The sequence below is a fragment of the Vreelandella sp. 2A-K22 genome (assembly GCF_054065485.1).
Window position 1 is genome coordinate 100,389 of the sequence record NZ_JBSUGC010000014.1, and the last position, 15,831, is coordinate 116,219.

The 15,831-nt window shown below is 54.0% G+C and carries 15 protein-coding genes; 6 read left to right on the forward strand and 9 right to left on the reverse strand.

The window, feature by feature from the left end; translation table 11 throughout:
* The first annotated feature begins 40 nt into the window (after positions 1-40).
* The 4 genes from ACW17M_RS18515 to ACW17M_RS18530 all read left to right on the forward strand — a co-directional run bounded on the left by ACW17M_RS18515 (position 41) and on the right by ACW17M_RS18530 (position 3,723).
* On the forward strand, positions 41-1,417 hold the full coding sequence (locus tag ACW17M_RS18515) for an APC family permease (RefSeq protein WP_457547928.1): 1,377 nt from the start codon (positions 41-43) through the stop codon (positions 1,415-1,417).
* Positions 1,418-1,429: 12 nt separating this feature from the next.
* Complete coding sequence (locus ACW17M_RS18520) at positions 1,430-2,317, forward strand: carbon-nitrogen hydrolase family protein (protein ID WP_457547929.1); 888 nt, start codon at positions 1,430-1,432, stop codon at positions 2,315-2,317.
* Between the two features lie 578 nt (positions 2,318-2,895).
* Entirely contained in the window at positions 2,896-3,246 is a 351-nt protein-coding gene (locus ACW17M_RS18525) for a VOC family protein (protein WP_027958216.1), read from the forward strand.
* A 105-nt stretch (positions 3,247-3,351) separates the two neighbouring features.
* On the forward strand, positions 3,352-3,723 hold the full coding sequence (locus ACW17M_RS18530; RefSeq protein WP_457547930.1) for a hypothetical protein: 372 nt from the start codon (positions 3,352-3,354) through the stop codon (positions 3,721-3,723).
* 224 nt (positions 3,724-3,947) lie between these two features.
* Here ACW17M_RS18530 and ACW17M_RS18535 read toward each other — a convergent pair whose 3' ends face one another.
* Positions 3,948-4,682, reverse strand: coding sequence for an SDR family NAD(P)-dependent oxidoreductase (locus ACW17M_RS18535; protein ID WP_027958218.1), 735 nt, complete (start codon positions 4,680-4,682; stop codon positions 3,948-3,950).
* Between the two features lie 93 nt (positions 4,683-4,775).
* Here ACW17M_RS18535 and ACW17M_RS18540 point away from each other — a divergent pair, with 93 nt between their 5' ends.
* Positions 4,776-5,141 carry a winged helix-turn-helix transcriptional regulator gene (locus ACW17M_RS18540; protein WP_457547931.1) on the forward strand — a complete coding sequence of 122 codons (366 nt, stop codon included), beginning with the start codon at positions 4,776-4,778 and terminating at the stop codon, positions 5,139-5,141.
* A 352-nt stretch (positions 5,142-5,493) separates the two neighbouring features.
* Entirely contained in the window at positions 5,494-5,829 is a 336-nt protein-coding gene (locus ACW17M_RS18545) for a hypothetical protein (RefSeq protein WP_457547932.1), read from the forward strand.
* 369 nt (positions 5,830-6,198) lie between these two features.
* Here ACW17M_RS18545 and ACW17M_RS18550 read toward each other — a convergent pair whose 3' ends face one another.
* From ACW17M_RS18550 to ACW17M_RS18585, 8 genes are all read right to left on the reverse strand, one after another.
* Entirely contained in the window at positions 6,199-8,511 is a 2,313-nt protein-coding gene (locus ACW17M_RS18550) for a heavy metal translocating P-type ATPase (RefSeq protein WP_457547933.1), read from the reverse strand.
* On the reverse strand, positions 8,504-8,962 hold the full coding sequence (locus ACW17M_RS18555) for a hypothetical protein (protein ID WP_027958223.1): 459 nt from the start codon (positions 8,960-8,962) through the stop codon (positions 8,504-8,506). The genes ACW17M_RS18550 and ACW17M_RS18555 overlap by 8 nt, the downstream gene beginning before the upstream one ends.
* A 27-nt stretch (positions 8,963-8,989) precedes the next feature.
* Complete coding sequence (locus ACW17M_RS18560) at positions 8,990-10,330, reverse strand: APC family permease (protein ID WP_027958224.1); 1,341 nt, start codon at positions 10,328-10,330, stop codon at positions 8,990-8,992.
* Between the two features lie 241 nt (positions 10,331-10,571).
* The gene (locus ACW17M_RS18565; RefSeq protein ID WP_027958225.1) at positions 10,572-11,336 is read right to left on the reverse strand and encodes a copper resistance protein B; all 765 of its coding nucleotides are present in this window, start codon (positions 11,334-11,336) and stop codon (positions 10,572-10,574) included.
* Positions 11,337-11,345: 9 nt separating this feature from the next.
* Positions 11,346-13,220, reverse strand: a complete 1,875-nt coding sequence (locus tag ACW17M_RS18570; protein ID WP_342584984.1) for a copper resistance system multicopper oxidase — start codon at positions 13,218-13,220, stop codon at positions 11,346-11,348.
* Positions 13,221-13,288: 68 nt separating this feature from the next.
* Complete coding sequence (locus ACW17M_RS18575) at positions 13,289-14,623, reverse strand: ATP-binding protein (protein WP_027958227.1); 1,335 nt, start codon at positions 14,621-14,623, stop codon at positions 13,289-13,291.
* A complete protein-coding gene (locus tag ACW17M_RS18580; protein ID WP_027958228.1) occupies positions 14,610-15,275 on the reverse strand; it encodes a response regulator transcription factor in 666 nt (221 codons plus the stop codon). Before ACW17M_RS18580 ends, ACW17M_RS18575 begins: the two co-directional genes overlap by 14 nt.
* Before the next feature lie 14 nt (positions 15,276-15,289).
* Positions 15,290-15,787, reverse strand: a complete 498-nt coding sequence (locus ACW17M_RS18585) for a cupredoxin domain-containing protein (RefSeq protein ID WP_027958229.1) — start codon at positions 15,785-15,787, stop codon at positions 15,290-15,292.
* Between the last annotated feature and the right edge of the window lie 44 nt (positions 15,788-15,831).

Genomic DNA, 15,831 nt, shown 5'->3' on the forward strand with positions numbered 1-15,831 from the left:
ATTGCCCGCTGTCGGTTCCAACGTTTCCTGGAGATGGATCATGACGGATAACAATATCAAACTGGAAAGAACCCTATCCCTAAAAGCCGTGGTGTTGTTTGGCCTTGCCTACATGACGCCATTGATCGTGCTGGGCACTTTCGGTGTGATTGCCAGCACTAGCAATGGCGCCGTACCCACTGCTTACCTCATCACTACCGTCGCCATGCTATTCACGGCATACAGCTACGGCATTATGGCGCGTACTTATCCGGTAGCCGGGTCTGCCTATACTTACGCACGCAGAGCCATCGACTCGCGTGTTGGCTTTATGGTGGGGTGGAGCGTGCTGCTGGACTATTTCTTCCTGCCCATGGTGATTTGGTTGATCGGTGCTGCTTATTTGAACGCGCGTTTTCCTGAAGTGCCGAGCTGGATATTCCTGCTCGGCTTCATCGGTATCACCACCTTCTTGAATATCTACGGCATCAAGCTTGCTTCCAAAGTGAATTCGTTGCTGATGGTCTTCCAAATACTGGTGATCGCGTTCTTCGTACTGCTTTCAATTCGTCACGTATTTGCGACCGGTGGCACTGATTCGCTTTTTAGCCTGGGGCCGTTCTTGGGTGAAGAGGCTGGTTTCACCGCGATTGCCGCGGGCGCAGCGGTGGCCGCATACTCTTTCCTTGGTTTCGATGCCGTTACCACGCTGACCGAGGAGACCATCGAGCCAAAGCGTAATATTCCCAGAGCCATCATGCTGACTGCACTGATCGGTGGCGGTATCTACGTGCTGGTAGGTTACACAACTCAACTGGTTCACCCAGGTGGCAGTTTCGTAAATGCCGACTCCGCTGCCTTTGAAATTGCCACGACCATCGGTGCGGATCTCTTCGGGGCTATCTTTCTGGCCGGTATGGTGCTTGCCCAATTCACGTCTGGCCTAGCCGCCCAAGCGAGTGCCTCTCGGCTGCTGTTTGCCATGGGGCGGGACGCAGTACTGCCGCCAAAGCTGTTCGGTGCGCTGCACGCGCGTTTCCACACGCCAGTGTTCAACATCGTCCTCACGGGTGCTATCGGCATCATTGCCTTGTTCCTCGATGTATTATCTGCCGCCTCGTTTATCAACTTCGGTGCCTTTATCGCCTTCACGATGGTGAACCTGTCAGTGATCTTTCTGGTCAGCAAAGACGCCGATGCAAAGCGCCAGTATGGTGTGATTAGAGGGATGCTGGTGCCGCTCATCGGTGCCCTGGTTAACCTTTGGCTGATGAGTAAGCTGGATATCAACGCCTTTATTCTTGGGCTGATCTGGCTTTCCATTGGTCTCGCCCAGCTGGCCTATCTGACCCGATTCTTCCGTCGCGAGCCGCCGGAAGTGGCCTTTGATGACTCAGAGCCCGAGTCAGCAACCGCCTCAGTAAAAGCGACCCATTAACGGAGATCTACCATGTCCAGAAATTTGCCTGTCCTTGTGGTGCAGGAGGCCTCGCGGCCGCACGGCATTGACTCCGAACTGCTGGACTTCGAGGCCGAGCTGGCGGTACACCTGAGTGACTTCGGTGCTGATTTTGAACAGCCAAGGATGGTGGTTTATCCGGAGCTTCATCTATGCGGTGCCACCGGTACGCCTCAGCAGCGCAAGGAGCAACTGGAAGCCGCTGCTGAACCGATTGATGGCCCCCGTGACCAGCACTTATCACGTATCGCCCGCAACCTGGGAGTATGGCTGCTGCCCGGCACAGTATGCGAGTGGGGAGAGGACGGGCATCTGTACAACACCGCGCCGGTGTATTCGCCCGAAGGTGAGCGAGTGGCCGCCTACCGTAAGTGTTTCCCCTGGCGGCCTTATGAGCCCTATCAGCCGGGAGGTCGCTTTGAAGTGTTCGAAGTGCCGGGCATAGGCCGGGTCGGCCTGGCCATCTGCTACGACATCTGGTTTCCCGAGATGGTGCGTCAGTTAGCGTGGCTGGGGGCGGAGGTGATCATCAACCAAGTGGCCACCACCACCTGCGACCGCGCTCAGGAGCAAATCCTTGTGCAGGCCAATGCTATTTTCAACCAGGTGTATATGGTGAGCGCTAATTCAGCCGCGCCTGCGGGGGAAGGTCAGAGTCTGATCGTCGACCCCGAAGGCCGCATCCGCGCGAGGATGCCCGGCGCTACCCCAGGCATTCTTACTGATGTACTCAACCTGGAGGAGGTTGAGCGGGTGCGTACCTTCGGCACTGCAGGCTTGAACCGCATGTGGTCTCAGTTCCGAGACGATGACCCAGTGCTGGAATTACCCATGTATGAAGGCCGCATTGATCCACGTAAGTGGAGGGGAAGGCGGTAAGCAGCCGACCACCACTCTCTCCAATCCCGCGTTATTCCCATCCCGTGCAACGATGCCATCACCCAGGTGATGGCTGTTGCCTGCAATCAGTTGATTGTTCAGATAGCTGAACAGCTAAATCCCCCCGCGGTAAACGTTACTTCTTCCCGCATCTGCGTCTGAATATCCCAACCAGTTTGCGTCCTCGCAAGGGCAACGAATGGGCGCGGATATCGCGCTTACGGAGAGCCTTTTTTATCCCTAGCATCTCCTGCTTACCTGACAACGTCGGCGTTGAAAGCCTAAAGCTAAGATAGTCAACCGTCTTAAGAATCCTGTGCTAATCTGGATTGGGTAGGTGGATCAGTTAAAGCAGTAAGACAGGTAACCGCCCAAGGCGGAGGCGCCGGGTAATGCAGCAGTCGCGCGAATCTTGGATATTATTCCTAATGAAAATTAGCAATAATGTCTGTCAATGACGTAGAGTGGATTTTGTAGGCTGCATTTGTCGGATAAACGTGCCGGCACGTTTATCCAATCATAGGGTGGGCAGTCTAATACCTGTTAGAGCGAGTTGAGTTCAACCTTTTGGAGCCAGAATGATAGTAAAACGCATAGTCTCCAATATCGCGGCAGCTAGCCCATCAGAAGCAGAGAGGTTCTATGCGGACATCTTTGGGCTCAAGGTTGTGATGGATCATGGGTGGATAAGGACCTATAGCTCGGGCGAGGAAATGACCACTCAGGTAAGCGTGGCGTCGGAAGGTGGCTCTGGCACGCCAGTCCCTGATCTCTCTATAGAAGTCGATAACTTGGAGGTTGCTTTGGAGAGAGTGACAGGCGGAAATATTGCAATAGAGTACGGACCAGTAAGTGAGCCATGGGGTGTCCGCCGGTTTTATGTACGAGATCCATTCGGGAAGCTCATTAATGTCTTACAGCACGAGTAATCCTCGAGGATTCTCTAACAATGCGCCTCACTCGGATGTCCTTGTCTCCGCTTCGCTGCGCCAAGGCCACCGGTGCGCTCTGCGTTATGTGATTCAAGGAGTATCATGCTTGAGCTGATAGCTTATAACATACGGATTCATAGGCTTCTTAAACGCTTAGCAAAGCAACGCGTAGGAATGGTTTTGCAGCCTGGTAATGTGTGGGTTATAGAGTATGCAGTTGAAGACAATGAAGAGACGGACGCGCTTCTTAAAACTTGCTACATGCGCGGCTGGGTTGAGCCTCTTCAGAATTCCGTGCCAAAGGGAAAGTTGGGGAATGATGGCTCATTACCGGATGGCCCTATGTTTAGTTCCTCTGGGCCAATTTGGAAGCTAACCGATTCCGGTTGGGGGACAATCCAGCGCCGCCATCAACTTAGTATTTTGGCGCTGCTCGCAACTATTCTTGGGGGCTTCATTGCAGTCATCACATAACAATGCCAAGCACGGCGACGGCTTTTCATCCCGGCTTCGCCTCCATTACAAAGCCGCGAGTGTTGGCGGCATTATGTGTAAGGGAAACCAAAATTAAAGGGGGCAGATCGATTTTATTTTGATCAATGTAAATGGGGCAGGTTGATTTGTTTTTAACCAAGCTGACTGATTTAAAATCTATCTGACCCCTTTTGGTTCATTGCCTCCCGTTTTTCGTCTAGCCCCTAAACCTGCGCGTAGCCCCCGTCAACGAACACCTCGCTCCCCGTCATAAAGCTGCTATCGTCGGACGCCAGGAACGCGACCGCGCCTGCGGTTTCTTTGGGATCGCCCAGACGCTCAAGCGGTACGGTCCGTTTCATCTCGCTCAGGGCTTCGGATGGGAGCAGTTCCGTCAGCTTGTCTGTTTTGGTCGGGCCAGGAGACATGACGTTCACGCGAATGCCGGTGCCCCTGAGATCATGGGCCCAACTGCGCACCAGGTTTCGGACGGCCGCCTTGGAGGCGCTGTAGATGCTCATCGCGGGGGTGCCCATGCTGCCGACCGTGGAACCGGTGAGGATGATGGAGCCGCCGTTCGTCATCAGGGGAAGGGCCTTCTGGACGGTGAAGAGGGTGCCTTTGACGTTGATGTCAAAGATATAGTCGTAGTGTTCCTCGGTGATCTGTCCTAGGCTGGCGAATTCGCCGACGCCCGCGTTGGCCACCAGTACGTCCAGGTGTCCTTTTTCTTTCTGGATCGTTTCGAAGACGCGGTCGAGATCCTCTGGCTTTGTCACATCCGCCTGGACGCCCTGGGCGCTGGATCCCAGTGCCTCAGCCGCGTTGTCGAGGACGTCCTGGCGCCGTCCGGCGATAAAGACGAAGGCGCCTTCGTCGATGAGGCGTTGGGCCGAGGCCAGGCCGATGCCGCTGGCTCCGCCTGTGATCAGTGCGATTTTACCGTTTAGCCGACTCATGGTTGGGTCTCCGTGTGTATTGACTCGGTTCGCTTTTACGGTATATACCCACTTACAAATGTTCAAGTATGCACCTTTTGGTAAGTATCCGTTATGGCGAAAGAAAACTCAGAAAACCCACGTTTCATTTGCGGCCTGCATGCGACGCTGCACGTGATCTCCGGGAAGTGGAAGCCTTTGATTCTGTTCTTTTTAAGCAAGGGCCCGACGCGTTACGGCGAGCTCAAGCGAAGCGTCCGAGGCGTGAGCGACAAAATGTTGATCCAGCAGTTGAAGGAGCTGGAGTCCGACGGCATCGTCCAGCGAACCGACTATGGGGAGATCCCGCTGCGCGTCGACTACTCGCTGACGCCCTTCGGGGCAAGTCTGGTGCGGGCCATGGAGCCGCTTTGCGGCTGGGGCGAGGAGAACGAAGAGAGCATCGCCGCAGCGATGGAGCGCCGGAAAACTAGCCGGTAGGAAGCGAAGCCGGTTGGTGGACAGGCACCCAATCATGCCATCCGGCGAGTCCTCCGGGTAAACCTGTACATTCAGTGTTCTGGTTCGTAGCGCCATGGGTTCTGTTGGTGCAAAGTATCAAGGAGTCGGCATCCGGTATCGGGTGCCAAAACAATGGGTGAACGGGCCCATAACCAGGCGGTCAACCGGACACCATATCCCTTGCGGGCCCGGTTGACCACCGCGCGCAAGGCGTTGATGCTTGCTTCCTTCGACCTGGTCTTGCTAGACCGCACCTTGCCGGACGGGGATGGGCTGTCCCTCGTTCCTGCGATACGTGCGAGCAGTCCTGGCCTTCCATCTGGCTACGCTGATGGTCTCGTTCGCCATCCTTCTTGCTGTGACAATCCGCATCGACAGTGGTGGCCCGTACGTCGATGAGCAGATCACCTCGGTCATTGCCCGCGCCATAATACGCCAAGACGATGGCCTACTTGCTGTCCGCATGACGCCGGAACTGGCAGAATTGCGCGAGACGACAGACGACTTATGGTTCGTTTCCGAGGATGACGCTGGTAGAAGTGTCACATTTGGGCAGGGCGAGTGGCCGCCTACCGAAAGTGCTTCCCCTGGCGGTATTACGAGCCTTATCAACCAAGAGATCGCTTTGAAGTATTCTAGGTGCCGGGGTGGATGTGATGATTATTAAGTCGTAGAAAGGCCAACGTGCGGGAGATAAGGTGGGATGAAAACGAGGCTCACGAATAAAGGGTGAAGATTCTTGAGTCAGACCAGATTTTTTCTGTTTTCACACGGCCAGGACCCAAAGCGGCCATTCGTTACTTTAACTCTGTAAAGCAAAGTTAATTAAGGCTCAAAATTATTATGTCAGCTGCTTGATAGGCCTTAAAATTTTTACCGTGCAGTTCGTCTCGTCGGTTTGGGTTGTCCATGATGTCATGACAAACAACCCATTTGAGGAAAATGTTGAGATCAAAATGTTCGGGTTAGTGCACTGTGGATAATATCCACAGTGCACGCCTGCGCGATTTATCTCCGATTTAGTCACTTAGATATTTTACTTAATAACTATCATCCTAAGTCGCAAAGCATTGCCGATAACGCTTACTGAAGAGAGTGACATCGCTGCTGCAGCAATTATTGGCGATAACAGAATGCCGGTGAAGGGGTACAAGATTCCAGCAGCAATGGGAATACCCGCCGCATTGTAGGCAAAAGCAAAAAACAGATTTTGGCGGATATTGCGCATGGTGGCTTTTGAAAGCTGGTGTGCCGTGGCAATACCGGTAAGATCCCCACGCAGTAGGGTAATTCCAGCACTTTCTATCGCCACATCGGTGCCGGTTCCCATAGCAATGCCGACATCTGCTGTTGCCAGCGCGGGGGCATCATTCACGCCGTCGCCGGCCATGACAACAATGCGCCCTTCATCGCGGAGACGCTGAATCACCCGGCCCTTGTCTTCTGGAAGTACTTCAGCTTCGACCTCATCAATGCCTAGCCGACGCGCCACAGCTTCTGCGGAGGTACGATTATCGCCTGTCAGCATCACCACTCGAATACCGTCAGCCTGTAGTGAGCGGATGGCTTCTTCGGTGGTTTCCTTGACCGGATCGGCAATGGCGAGAAGACCAGCCAAATTCCCGTCGATGCTCGCAAAGATGACCGTAGCACCGTCACTGCGCAATTGATCGGCATGTGTGTCTTGAGACTGGGTGTTAACGCCTTCGCTTTCCATCAAGAGCCGATTGCCCAGGGCAATACGCTTGCCATCTATCTGGCCTATAACGCCCATGCCGTTGGGAGCCTCGAAGTCCAACGCTTCTGTTAATTTTACCTCTGCCTCTTTAGCCTTTTCGACTATCGCATGGGCCAAGGGATGCTCGCTGCCTCGCTCAAGACTAGCTGCCAAGCGCAAAAGCTCCGATTCAGCAATGCCCTCAGTGGGAATCAACTCGGTCACTCGTGGTTTGCCTTCGGTAAGCGTGCCGGTTTTGTCGACGACGACGGTGTCGACCTTCTCTAGACGTTCAAGAGCTTCGGCGTCGCGGATCAACACGCCTAACTGGGCACCGCGCCCTACACCCACCATAATCGACATGGGGGTAGCGAGGCCTAGCGCGCACGGGCAGGCAATGATCAGAACACTAACCGCCGCAATCAGGCCAAACGCCATCGGCGGGGTAGGGCCCCACAATGACCAGGCGATGAAAGCCACAACGGCAATGAGAATAACGACGGGTACAAAGATGCTGGCGACTTTGTCGGCAAGCCCTTGAATGGGTGCGCGGCTGCGCTGGGCGCTGGCGACCATTTGCACAATCTGCGACAGCATGGTGTCCTGGCCCACCTTGTCAGCGCGCATGACAAAGGATCCTTGACCATTGATACTGCCGCCAATGACGCCATCGCCGACTTCCTTTTTCACCGCTAGTGGTTCGCCGGTAACCATGGATTCGTCAACGTTGGAGCGACCTTCCATCACTTCGCCATCTAATGGCACCTTATCGCCGGGGCGCACCCGGAGACGGTCCCCTACCTGAACCTGGTCAAGGGAGATATCTTCCTCATTGCCCTGATCATCAAGGCGTCGAGCGGTAGCGGGCGCTAGGTCGAGCAGAGCGCGAATAGCGCCAGAGGTTTTTTCACGAGCGCGTAGCTCTAATACTTGTCCTAGTAAAACTAAAACGACAATCACTGCTGCCGCTTCAAAATAAACGGCCACCGAGCCATCGGCTTGACGAAAGGCATCGGGAAAGATGCCCGGAGTGAGGGTGGCCAGCAAACTGTAGATCAATGCGGTGCCGGTACCTATCGCGATTAGCGTGAACATATTAAGGCTGCGATGCACTAGCGAACGCCATCCGCGTACAAAGAATGGCCAACCTGCCCAGACGACTACCGGCGTTGCCAGCAGCAGTTGAATCCAGTTAGAGGTTTGCTGGGAAATAAAATGCATAAGGCCAAACACGTGGCCACCCATTTCTAGGGCAAACACGGGCAGGGTCAATACTAGGCCGATCCAGAAGCGCCTGGTCATGTCCTTGAGTTCGTCTGAAGGGCCGGTGTCAGCAGAGACGGTCTCAGGTTCCAACGCCATGCCGCAGATTGGGCAGTCGTCTGGCCCTTCTCGTCGAACTTCTGGGTGCATCGGGCAAGTATAAATAGAACCCGAGGGTACTGACGCTTGTGACTGTTTGCTTGGCTCAAGATACGCGTCTGGCTTGGCAACAAACTTATCCTGACACTTTTCTGAGCAGAAGTACCAGGTCTTACCCGCGTGATTGGCACGGTGGTGAGTAGCATGGGGATCAACGTCCATGCCACAAACAGGGTCTTTCACCTTCGTTTCGGCATGGTCTTCAGACATCGTTCATTCTCCCCGTTTGGCGAACAAGGCGCATGGCTTCGTGCTCCTCAAGTTCCAAAAGGGAATCTAAGAGCTCTTTAGCCTCAGGAATTTCCGCTTTGCCAACGAGGGTTCGATAAAGGTTTATCGTTTGTTCATGGAAATCAAAAACCTCTCGGCAAATGTCGTCAACACTTAGCGTAGAGTAGGGAGCATCGCAAGTACGATGCGTACGGATAGGTTTATGCTCCAAATAGTCATAAGCGTAGGTTTTTAATGCTTTTGCGTCAGCAGTCTGTTCAAAGCGCGCTACAACGCGCTGCATTTCCGCTTCCTGTGCAGCTAAGTAATTGAGCAAAATGCGAGCGCGTTCTTCTTGGTGTTGATCGGCGCAATGAGCAAGACAAGCTGCAAGATGTTCATGCAGTTGACGCGTCCAATCAATCAATTCGCCAAACGTTCTAACTTCCATGGGGTAGCTCCTATAGCACGTTTAATATTAATGAGAGTGGTGCGAAGGTTCGTTTTTATCTGAGGTGTCGCGTTTGGATAGGAAAAGCCACTCTCCGAGTAAAAGACTAGCCATTACTACGCTGGCAACGATGAGCACTAACGGATCAGAGGTGGCTTTTACCCAAACAAAGCCGATTAACACGACGGCATCCAGCAGTATGGCAATACTAGGAACAACAGGATTTGCCCCCACACTATCCTTGAGGTGGCGAAGCACGCCCCAGTGAATGGCCATATCCATGATCAGGTAGAAAATGATGCCTAATGCTGCGATGCGGCTCAGGTCAAAAAAAGCGGTGAGCACTAAGCCAAACACGATTGTGTACACTAGTGTGTGCTTTTGCACACTGCCCGGCATATGAAAATGGCGGTGGGGAACCAACTTCATTTCTGTCAGCATGGCGAGCATGCGTGAAACGGCAAAAACACTGGCGATGATACCGCCCGCCGTTGCCAACATGGCGAGAATGACGGTAAACGCAACTGCCGCTTCACCCAGTGCGGGCCGGGCAGCGGCTGCTAGGGAATAATCCTGTGTTTCGATAATTTCAGCCAATGACAGGTTACTGGCAACGGCAAAACCGACAAGGGCATAGATCACCACGCATAGCGCAATCGAGATTGTGATAGCTTTGCCAAGATTCCTCTTAGGGTCTTTAAGCTCCGAACCACTATTGGTAATCGTCGTGAAGCCTTTAAATGCCAGTATGCCGAGCGCCGTAGCACCTAAAAAACCCGTTATCGTAGGCGTTGGTGCATCATTGCCAGAGCCCATTTCGATGGAGTCGGCGATAAACACGCCGACAATGCCAAATACGATAATGCCGCCTATTTTGATAAATCCGAGCACCGAGGCGACACCTTCGATCAAGCGGTTGGCGGATAAATTAATCAAAAAGGCTGTAAGCAGTAAGCCAACCCCGAGTAGGGGCACAAATAGCGAACGATCCCCCAGGTCAAACAGCTCAAGCGTATAAGAGCCAAACGTTCTCGCTAGAAAACTCTGTGCGATTACCATGGAAAAATACATCAGGAGTGCGTGAAAAGCGGTGGGAAGCGTCGGGCCGTACGCTTTCTGTAAATACATGCCAATCCCACCTGCCGAAGGGAAGGTATTGGACATTTTAACGTAAGAGTAAGCGCTGAAAGAGACAATGACGGCAGCGGCCAGAAAGGCCAGAGGGAATAGCCGGCCAGTCATTTCGGCCATTTGGCCGGTTAGCGCAAAGATACCGGCCCCAATCATCACGCCAGTGCCTAATGCAACGGCACCGATCAACGAAAGACTGTTTTCTTTGTATTGTGGCGTTCTATCCTGATCAGCCATGAAAACGATTCCTTATATTAATGGCAACGACAGCAGCCTTGGCTGCCAAAGACTCCTGCGCAATATTTTTTGATGTTATAGATATTAAAGATAGAACCTATGTGCAGCCACATGGCAAATGGCTCACGGAAGGGCTGATTTTGCGGGGCCACAGGCAAGTAGCTTTTACTTTAAACCAGCCAGTCTTGTTGCTGTAAAAACGCCACCTTCCGGTGGCGCGAGTTATAAAGTGCTTAACGATTTAAAACATTAACCTGACACCCGCAACCACACCGGTGTCTTCGCTACTATCTCCACTAGCACGAGAAAGGTCGGCGGTATCGCCATACTCTTTTACCCAGTAAGCGCCCACGTACGGAGCGAAGCGGCGGGTGACCTCGTAGCCGAGACGCATCCCCACACGCACTGAGTTGAGCCCCTCGCCCACACCAAACTCCTCGACTTCACTGGCAGCAACGGCAATTTCAGTACGTGGTTGAAGATAAAGGCGTTGCGTCAGGCGCAGGTCGTATTCGCCCTCAAAGCTGGCGGCTAGATCGCCGTCATCGCTCAGCTGTAGGGCGACATCGGTTTCGATGCCGTAGGGCATCACCCCTTGCAGGCCCACCACGCCATAGGTGCGCTCGGCGTGGTCATCGGAAAAGACGCCACCCTGATAACCCACGCCGCCCTGTAACTCCCAAAAGTCGGCAACCAGGCGGCTGTAGAGCAGTTCAAGGGATTCGAACTCGGCATCCTCGCCGTCGCCCTGGACGTTCTCGCCTTCCGACTTAAGGTATACACGATTAATATCACCGCCGTACCAGCCTTGAAAGTCCCACACAACGGCCTCTTCGCCGTTGTCGGGCACGCTATATTCAAGGCGATCAAAGAGCGCCATCCCCATATTGTGTTCCATCATCGGGGCTGGCCAATCATTCGGCGCGTCGTAACCATCTTCCGCCTGGGCAGCGGTGGTCATGGCAAACGCTAAGCTAATGCCAGTGAAGTAGAACTTGGCTTTCATACTGCCTCCTTAAGAAACCTGAACAACGCGGAACATGCCAGCATCCATGTGATAAAGCAGATGGCAATGGAAGGCCCAACTGCCTTCGGCATCTGCCGTGATCAGCGCCGAAACCCGCTCGCCGGGCTTAACATTCAGGGTGTGTTTACGCGGAATCAGCTCACCCTGACCGTTTTCCAGCTCCATCCACATGCCGTGTAGGTGAATGGGGTGTTCCATCATGGTGTCGTTGATCAGTATTAAGCGCAGCCGCTCGTCTTTCTCGAAGTGAATTGGCCCAGTTACTTCGCTAAACTTCTTGCCGTCGAACGACCACATGTAGCGTTCCATGTTGCCGGTGAGGTGCAGTTCAAGCTCGCGTCTGGGCTCGCGGCGGTCGGGCCATGGCGTGAAGGCCTTCAAGTCTCGGTAAACCAGAACACGACGCTCATCGGGGTCAATGCCTATGCCCACTTGACCATAGCGTGAGCCCGGCTGGGCGTCGCCAGCTGCCAACATACCGCTTGCGAGCATGTTGCGATGCTCTCCGGCCATGCCATTGGAGTGATCCATGTTGTTCATACCCGACATATCCGAATGGTCTATTCCTTCCATGTTGGAATGATCCATACCCTCCATATTTGACATAGCCGAGTGATCCATTTCTTCCATGCTGGCGTGGTCCATCCCCTGCATGTTCGACATGCCCGAATGGTCCATTCCTTCCATAGTGGAATGATCCATGCTGGTCATGCCGTGGGCACCCATGGCTTCCATACCGCGGTCAGCAATTTGGCGACGGTCCGGAATCTCCGCCTGCATGCCTTCGCGCGGGGCTAAAGTGGCGCGAGCGTAGCCGCTGCGATCCATGGATTCGGCGAAGATGGTGTAGGCCTGATCGTCTTCGGGTGACACCAAAACGTCGTAGGTTTCGGCAACGCCGATTCGGAACTCATCGACAGGTACGGGCTGAACCGGTTGGCCGTCGGCGGCCACTACGGTCATTTTGAGGCCGGGTATACGTACATCAAAGTAGGACATTGCCGAGCCGTTGATCACTCGCAGTCGTACACGTTCGCCCGGCTTGAACAGCGCGCTCCAGTTTTCCTCAGGGGAATGGCCGTTGAGTAGGTAGGTGTAGGTGCTGCCAGTGACATCCGCGATGTCCCGCGAACTCATACGCATTTTGGCCCACATGCCGCGCATCTCGGCGGTGGGGGCCAAGCCGTTTTGCCGTACATCGGCGAAGAAATCGGCAACCGTGCGTTCCTGGAAGTTGTAGTAGCCCTCCATGGTTTTCAGGTTGCGAAACACCGACATGGGGTCTTCAAAGGTCCAGTCGGTGAGCAGTATCACGTGCTCGCGGTCATAGCGGAAGGTTTCGCGCTCGGCGGCGTCGATAATCAGCGGCCCCACGTGGCCTAGCTGCTCCTGCATGCCGGAGTGGCTGTGATACCAGTAGGTGCCATTCTGGCGCACAGGGAAACGGTAGGTGAAGGTTTCACCGGGCGCAATGCCAGCAAAGCTTACCCCTGGTACCCCATCCATTTCCGGGGGCAGAATTAAGCCGTGCCAGTGAATGGAGGTGGACTCATCGAGCAGATTGGTGACGCGCAGCACTGCGTCCTGGCCTTCCTTCAGGCGAATCAACGGGCCGGGGCTGGTGCCGTTGATACTAAAAGTGCTCGCTTCCTGGCCATCAATCGGAATGGATTCACGCCGGATGGCCAGCGATACCACCGGGCCTTCTTCCACGCCTTTGGAATAGACGTTTGTACGCCCCCAGGGGTTGGCCCAGACGGGGCTTAAGCCCATTGCTGCGGCGGAACCTAACCCTAGCGCCGCGCCGCCTTTCAACACCTGGCGACGTGAGAGTGGGTGGGTGATGATGTTCGAACGCGTCATATAAAGCTCCCATCGCTGATGAATATCATCATCTTGGGGGAGCAAGCTGAATCAACGCTGAAAAACAGTTAAGCGGATGTCACTGCCGTTAATGGGAGCGTGGTGATAACCCGCAGACCACCCAGTGGGCTGCGCTCAAACTGGCAGTGACCGTGATAGCGTTCTACCAGCTGCGTCAAAATAGCAAGCCCCAGGCCGTAACCGGGATGGCGTTCATCCAGCCGAGTGCCACGCTCACCTAAACGAGGTATGTCGCTTTCCGCGACGCCGGGACCGTCATCATCAACAGTTAGCATGAGCGTTTGTGGCGTAACGTTGATATGGCAACAAATCTCTTGTTTGGCCCATTTGCCAGCGTTATCCAGCACAATGCCCAATATTTCGGAGTAATCGTGGGCATCAATAGGGACCTGGTCACGCTGATTAATTGCCTGCGTTAGTTCGAACGCCTGCTGAGGGTAGAGACTACGGAACATGCTCATTAGGCGTTGACTGTCGCGGATGAGGTGGGTCAAACGCCCCGCATGAGGGCCTGCGATACGCGCACGGCGAAGCTCGGCATCCAATTGTACGTTGATATCTTCTAGCCGCATCAGAAGCTTATGGCGGCGGCTGTCGTCAATTGGCCGGCTGCCCCTGAGCACTTGGGTGATCGCCGCCAACGGTGTTTTAAGCGCATGAGAAAGGTTGGCAACTGACTCCCGTGAGCGTTGCAAACGTAGGTCGATGTCATCCATAAAGCGATTGAGCTGCGCGACCAAGCCATCTAGCTCGGCGGGCGCGTTCAGAGAGAGTCGCTGACGCTCGCCTGCTTGCAGGGCTTCAAGCTGATCACGCAACTGCCACAGGGGCTGCAAACCACGGTTAACGGCCAACATGTTGAGCGCGACCAGAACCGAAAGTAAGCCTGCAGCAATACCGCCTACCCACCAGTGCAACGTGGCTAGCCCATTTTCTACCTGAGAAAAATCCTCACCAATCAGCAATACGCCGGTGCTGTCCTGCCACTCGAAATGCTGGCGATACACCAGCAAATGGCGCTTGCCACGCTTGACCTCGATGAGCGCATTACCTTCTTCGTTCAGTAACATTGCGAGCTGTCTCTGCCACTCTGGGTCTGAGGCGCTGGTCTCACCATTGAGACGTAGTACGTAAAGGTGATGAAATACTTGGTAAGTTTTGCTAGTCGAGACGAGCGATATGGGCATTGCCAACCGGTCATTTTCTAACTGTGATACAGCATGTACGGCTTCACGCTTGAGGCGTTCACCAAGAAAATCCTTAGCAAGCTTTTGCAGAAACACGCCGTGCAGCAACCATGTCAAGCCAACAACCAGCAACGCGACGCCGCCCAGCCAAGCTAGTAGACGAAACCGTAAGCTGCGTTTATCAACGTGAAACAAAAATATACCCCTGGCCGCGGCGCGTCTGGATGATCGACTTGCCAAGGTAACGGCGCAGACGCGCCACGTATACCTCAACAAGGTTAGGTGCGGCGGCGTCTTGCTCCAACGCGTAAAGCTGTTCTAGCAGTCGCTCCTTGGAGTGAATGCGATCGGGGTGAAGCATCAGGTAACGCAGTAGCCGAAACTCGGTGGCAGTAAGCGAACGCCATGCTGATTCTTCGCTGCAAACACGTTGGCTCGCTTCATCCAAGGAGACACCGTTGAGAGTGATGACTTGGGATAGCTGGCCAGACCGCCTGCGCAGTAGTGCCTTTAGGCGTGCCATCAGTTCGGCTTCGTGAAAGGGTTTAGTGAGGTAGTCGTCGGCCCCGGTTTCCAAGCCAACTACCTTGTCTTCCCACGTATCGCGCGCGGTGAGTATCAAAACAGGAGTAGTACGTTTTTGTTTACGCCACTGGGTGAGTAGTTCAAGCCCCGAGCCATCGGGTAACCCAATATCTAGGATGACAAGCTCGTACTCTTCGGTTGCCATAAACGACGCAGCCGCCTTGACAGAGGCGGCTACATCGACGAGGTAACCGTTGTCTTTCAGACTTTCAGCTAGGCTCTCGGCTAACAGGTCATCATCTTCCAGAAGCAACAGTTTCATAAGCTGATATCGCGTTAAAAGTTAATATCACCATACATTCCTGATTCATAATGACCAGGGATATTGCAGGCGTACTCCAGACTGTCAACATCTGAGGAAGCCGTCCATACCAGCGTTTTGGTTTCACCTCCCCCGATGGTGATAGACGGCATTTGCCCGCCATGCGCACCTTCCGCCATGTCGTGTCCGCCATGACCTTCACCATGACCACCACTCATTTCTTGCATCATCTTACGGTGCTCTTCCTGGGCGGCTTTATCACCTATCACGAACTCATGCTCAAGATTACCGGTGTTGGAAATTTCAAATTTAATGGTCTCACCGGCGGTAACTTGGATGTCTTCAGGATCAAACCACATATCGCCTGCTTCAAAGCTAATAGTGCGATCAACATCGGCAGAGCTCGCGTCATTGAGAGAACCATCATGTTCGCCCGCTGCCCAAGAGGTGGACCCCATAACACAGAGTGATATTGTCAGTAGACTGTAGGTCAGGTAGGTCTTGCGCATCATGTTTACCTCTTAGTGGTGTACCTAAGCGTTATAGCGTACCAACC

What these genes read in the sequence shown, in the direction of transcription:
- ACW17M_RS18515 (WP_457547928.1), top strand. Translation starts at nt 41, where the DNA reads ATGACGGATAACAATATCAAACTGGAAAGAACCCTATCCCTAAAAGCC.
- ACW17M_RS18520 (WP_457547929.1), top strand. Translation starts at nt 1,430, where the DNA reads ATGTCCAGAAATTTGCCTGTCCTTGTGGTGCAGGAGGCCTCGCGGCCG.
- ACW17M_RS18525 (WP_027958216.1), top strand. Translation starts at nt 2,896, where the DNA reads ATGATAGTAAAACGCATAGTCTCCAATATCGCGGCAGCTAGCCCATCA.
- ACW17M_RS18530 (WP_457547930.1), top strand. Translation starts at nt 3,352, where the DNA reads ATGCTTGAGCTGATAGCTTATAACATACGGATTCATAGGCTTCTTAAA.
- ACW17M_RS18535 (WP_027958218.1), bottom strand. Translation starts at nt 4,682, where the DNA reads ATGAGTCGGCTAAACGGTAAAATCGCACTGATCACAGGCGGAGCCAGC.
- ACW17M_RS18540 (WP_457547931.1), top strand. Translation starts at nt 4,776, where the DNA reads ATGGCGAAAGAAAACTCAGAAAACCCACGTTTCATTTGCGGCCTGCAT.
- ACW17M_RS18545 (WP_457547932.1), top strand. Translation starts at nt 5,494, where the DNA reads ATGGTCTCGTTCGCCATCCTTCTTGCTGTGACAATCCGCATCGACAGT.
- ACW17M_RS18550 (WP_457547933.1), bottom strand. Translation starts at nt 8,511, where the DNA reads ATGTCTGAAGACCATGCCGAAACGAAGGTGAAAGACCCTGTTTGTGGC.
- ACW17M_RS18555 (WP_027958223.1), bottom strand. Translation starts at nt 8,962, where the DNA reads ATGGAAGTTAGAACGTTTGGCGAATTGATTGATTGGACGCGTCAACTG.
- ACW17M_RS18560 (WP_027958224.1), bottom strand. Translation starts at nt 10,330, where the DNA reads ATGGCTGATCAGGATAGAACGCCACAATACAAAGAAAACAGTCTTTCG.
- ACW17M_RS18565 (WP_027958225.1), bottom strand. Translation starts at nt 11,336, where the DNA reads ATGAAAGCCAAGTTCTACTTCACTGGCATTAGCTTAGCGTTTGCCATG.
- ACW17M_RS18570 (WP_342584984.1), bottom strand. Translation starts at nt 13,220, where the DNA reads ATGACGCGTTCGAACATCATCACCCACCCACTCTCACGTCGCCAGGTG.
- ACW17M_RS18580 (WP_027958228.1), bottom strand. Translation starts at nt 15,275, where the DNA reads ATGAAACTGTTGCTTCTGGAAGATGATGACCTGTTAGCCGAGAGCCTA.
- ACW17M_RS18585 (WP_027958229.1), bottom strand. Translation starts at nt 15,787, where the DNA reads ATGATGCGCAAGACCTACCTGACCTACAGTCTACTGACAATATCACTC.